Source organism: Nocardia farcinica (assembly GCF_029867845.1).
GTDB classification, from domain to species: Bacteria; Actinomycetota; Actinomycetes; order Mycobacteriales; family Mycobacteriaceae; genus Nocardia; species Nocardia farcinica_A.
This window is the reverse complement of sequence record NZ_JARWRU010001269.1, coordinates 1-4,322: the sequence shown is the minus strand read 5'-3', so window position 1 is coordinate 4,322 and position 4,322 is coordinate 1. Positions and strand designations below refer to the sequence as shown.

2 protein-coding genes are annotated in these 4,322 nt (G+C 68.5%); both read left to right on the top strand.

The window, feature by feature from the left end; genetic code table 11:
* Positions 1 to 156: 156 nt before the first annotated feature.
* Positions 157 to 4,110, top strand: a complete 3,954-nt coding sequence (locus tag QH283_RS28470) for a DNA-directed RNA polymerase subunit beta' (RefSeq protein ID WP_280506018.1) — start codon at positions 157 to 159, stop codon at positions 4,108 to 4,110.
* A 24-nt stretch (positions 4,111 to 4,134) separates the two neighbouring features.
* Positions 4,135 to 4,322: hypothetical protein (locus tag QH283_RS28465; RefSeq protein WP_280506017.1), on the top strand; the 188-nt coding region annotated here is incomplete at its 3' end.

The window sequence follows — 4,322 nt, the reverse complement described above, 5'->3', positions numbered from 1 at the left end:
CCGCCTTGTGGCCGCACCGGCGGGGGGGGGGGGCCCCCCCGCCCCCCCGCCCCCCCCCCCACCCCGCGCTCGACACGGGTCAGGCCGGGAATCCGGCCCGACCTCCACTAGTGAACTCTTGCTCGATTTCGACCCGCACAGGGGAAAGGAAGTTACGTGCTAGACGTCAACTTCTTCGATGAACTCCGAATCGGCCTGGCCACCGCCGACGACATCCGCCAGTGGTCCTACGGCGAGGTGAAGAAGCCGGAGACCATCAACTACCGCACGCTCAAGCCGGAGAAGGACGGCCTGTTCTGCGAGAAGATCTTCGGTCCCACCAGGGACTGGGAGTGCTACTGCGGCAAGTACAAGCGCGTGCGCTTCAAGGGCATCATCTGTGAGCGCTGTGGCGTCGAGGTGACTCGCGCCAAGGTACGCCGCGAGCGGATGGGCCACATCGAGCTGGCCGCGCCGGTCACCCACATCTGGTACTTCAAGGGCGTGCCCTCGCGCCTGGGCTATCTGCTCGACCTGGCGCCGAAGGATCTCGAGAAGATCATCTACTTCGCCGCCTACGTCATCGTCCACGTCGACGAGGAGCTGCGCCACAACGAGCTGTCCACGCTCGAGGCGGAGATGGAGGTCGAGAAGAAGGCGATCGCCGACCAGCGCGACGCCGACCTCGAGGCCCGCGCCCAGAAGCTCGAGGCCGACCTGGCCCAGCTGGAGGCCGAGGGCGCCAAGTCCGACGTCCGCCGCAAGGTCAAGGACGGCGGCGAGCGCGAGATGCGCCAGCTGCGCGACCGCGCCCAGCGCGAGCTGGACCGGCTCGACGAGATCTGGAACACCTTCACCAAGCTGTCGGTCAAGCAGCTGATCGTGGACGAGGTCCTCTACCGCGAGCTGGTCGACCGCTACGGCGAGTACTTCACCGGCGCGATGGGCGCGGAGTCCATCCAGAAGCTGATGGAGAACTTCGACATCGACGCCGAGGCCGAGTCGCTGCGCGAGACCATCCGCACCGGCAAGGGCCAGAAGAAGCTGCGCGCGCTCAAGCGCCTGAAGGTCGTCGCGGCCTTCCAGGCCAACGGCAACTCGCCGATGGGCATGGTGCTCGACGCCGTTCCGGTGATCCCGCCGGAGCTGCGCCCGATGGTCCAGCTCGACGGTGGCCGTTTCGCCACCTCCGACCTGAACGACCTGTACCGCCGCGTGATCAACCGCAACAACCGCCTCAAGCGACTGATCGACCTCGGCGCGCCCGAGATCATCGTCAACAACGAGAAGCGGATGCTGCAGGAGTCCGTGGACGCGCTGTTCGACAACGGCCGCCGCGGCCGTCCGGTGACCGGCCCGGGCAACCGCCCGCTGAAGTCGCTGTCGGATCTGCTCAAGGGCAAGCAGGGCCGGTTCCGTCAGAACCTGCTCGGCAAGCGCGTCGACTACTCGGGTCGTTCCGTCATCGTGGTCGGCCCGCAGCTCAAGCTGCACCAGTGCGGTCTGCCCAAGCTGATGGCGCTGGAGCTGTTCAAGCCGTTCGTGATGAAGCGCCTGGTGGATCTCAACCACGCGCAGAACATCAAGTCCGCCAAGCGGATGGTCGAGCGGCAGCGCCCGCAGGTGTGGGACGTCCTCGAAGAGGTCATCGCCGAGCACCCCGTGCTGCTCAACCGCGCGCCCACGCTGCACCGTCTGGGCATCCAGGCCTTCGAGCCGCAGCTGGTCGAGGGCAAGGCCATCCAGCTGCACCCGCTGGTCTGTGAGGCGTTCAACGCCGACTTCGACGGTGACCAGATGGCCGTGCATCTGCCGCTGTCGGCCGAGGCGCAGGCCGAGGCGCGCATCCTGATGCTGTCGTCGAACAACATCCTCTCGCCCGCCTCGGGTCGCCCGCTGGCCATGCCGCGTCTGGACATGGTCACCGGTCTGTACTACCTGACCCGTCTGGACGAGAACGCCAAGGGCAGCTACCGCCCGGCGACCGCGGACTCCCCGGAGTTCGGCGTCTACTCCTCGCCCGCCGAGGCGCAGATGGCCGTCGACCGCGGCGAGCTGACCGTGCGTTCGCTGATCAAGGTGCGGCTGACCACCCAGCGTCCGCCCAAGGACGTCGAGGCCGAGCTGTTCCCCGAGGGCTGGCAGCGCGGTGACGCGTGGACGGTGCAGACCACCCTGGGCCGGGTGCTGTTCAACGAGCTGCTGCCCGCGGACTACCCGTTCATCAACGAGCCGATGCCGAAGAAGCGGCAGGCGACCATCATCAACGATCTCGCCGAGCGCTACCCGATGATCGTGGTCGCCCAGACCGTCGACAAGCTCAAGGACGCCGGCTTCTACTGGGCCACGCGTTCGGGTGTCACCGTCTCGATGTCGGACGTGCTCGTTCCGCCGGAGAAGGCGGAGATCATGGAGCGCTACGAGGCGCAGTCGGATCAGATCGAGAAGAAGTACCAGCGTGGTGCGCTCGATCACCAGGAGCGCAACAACGCCCTGGTCAAGATCTGGCAGGAGGCGACCGAGGAGGTCGGTAAGGCGCTGCGCGCGCACTACCCGGCCGACAACCCGATCATCACGATCGTCGACTCGGGCGCGACGGGCAACTTCACCCAGACCCGTACCCTCGCCGGTATGAAGGGCCTGGTGACGAACCCGAAGGGTGAGTTCATCCCGCGGCCGATCAAGTCCTCCTTCCGTGAGGGCCTGACGGTTCTGGAGTACTTCATCAACACCCACGGCGCTCGTAAGGGTCTGGCCGACACCGCGCTGCGTACCGCCGACTCGGGTTACCTGACCCGTCGTCTGGTGGACGTCTCGCAGGACGTCATCGTGCGCGAGCACGATTGCGGCACCGAGCGTGGCATCGTGGTGCCGATCGCCGAGCGTCAGCCCGACGGCTCGATCATCCGCGACCCGCACGTGGAGACCTCGACCTACGCGCGCACGCTGGCGGCCGACGCCGTCGACGCGCAGGGCAACGTCATCGTGGCCAAGGGCGCCGATCTGGGCGACCCGGCGCTGGAGGCGCTGCTCGAGGCCGGTATCACCGAGGTCAAGGTCCGCTCCGTGCTGACCTGCACCACCGGCACCGGCGTCTGCGCCACCTGCTACGGCCGTTCGATGGCCACCGGCAAGCTGGTCGACATCGGCGAGGCCGTCGGCATCGTCGCCGCCCAGTCCATCGGTGAGCCCGGTACCCAGCTGACCATGCGCACCTTCCACCAGGGTGGTGTCGCCGGTGACGACATCACCGGTGGTCTGCCGCGCGTCCAGGAGCTGTTCGAGGCCCGCGTTCCCAAGGGCAAGGCCCCGATCGCCGAGGTCTCCGGCCGGGTGCGGCTCGAGGACGACGACCGCTTCTACAAGATCACCATCATCCCCGACGACGGTGGTGAGGAAGTCGTCTACGACAAGCTCTCCAAGCGTCAGCGTCTGCGTGTGTTCAAGCACGAGGACGGCACGGAGCGCCTGCTCTCCGACGGTGACCACGTGGAGGTCGGTCAGCAGCTGCTCGAGGGCGCTGCCGACCCGCACGAGGTGCTGCGCGTCATGGGTCCGCGTCAGGTCCAGGTGCACCTGGTCCACGAGGTCCAGGAGGTCTACCGGAGCCAGGGCGTGTCGATCCACGACAAGCACATCGAGGTCATCGTGCGCCAGATGCTGCGTCGCGTGACGATCATCGACTCGGGCGCCACGGAGTTCCTGCCCGGCTCGCTCACCGAGCGCGCCGAGTTCGAGGCCGCGAACCGTCGGGTGGTGGCCGAGGGCGGCGAGCCCGCCTCGGGTCGCCCGGTGCTGATGGGTATCACCAAGGCGTCGCTGGCCACCGATTCGTGGCTGTCGGCGGCGTCCTTCCAGGAGACCACCCGCGTGCTGACGGACGCGGCGATCAACTGCCGCTCCGACAAGCTGATCGGTCTCAAGGAGAACGTGATCATCGGCAAGCTGATCCCGGCCGGTACCGGTATCAACCGCTACCGCAACATCCAGGTGCAGCCCACCGAAGAGGCCCGCAACGCGGCGTACGCGGTGCCGTCCTACGACGACACCTACTACAGCCCGGACAGCTTCGGTTCCTCCACCGGCGCCGCGGTGCCGCTGGACGACTACGGCTTCAGCGACTACCGCTGACCCGTGGGGCCCTGCCCCGCTGAGGTGACGAAAGACTTCGGCCCCGCGCCCCCCGGTAAAGGGGGGGGGGGGGCGGGGGGGGGGTGGGGGGGGGGGGGGGGGGGGGCGGGGGGTGGTGGGGGGGGCGGGGGGGGGGGGGGGGGGGGGGGGGGGGGGGGGGGGGGGGGGGGGGGGGGGGGGGGGGGGGGGGGGGGGGGGGGGGGGGGGGGGTG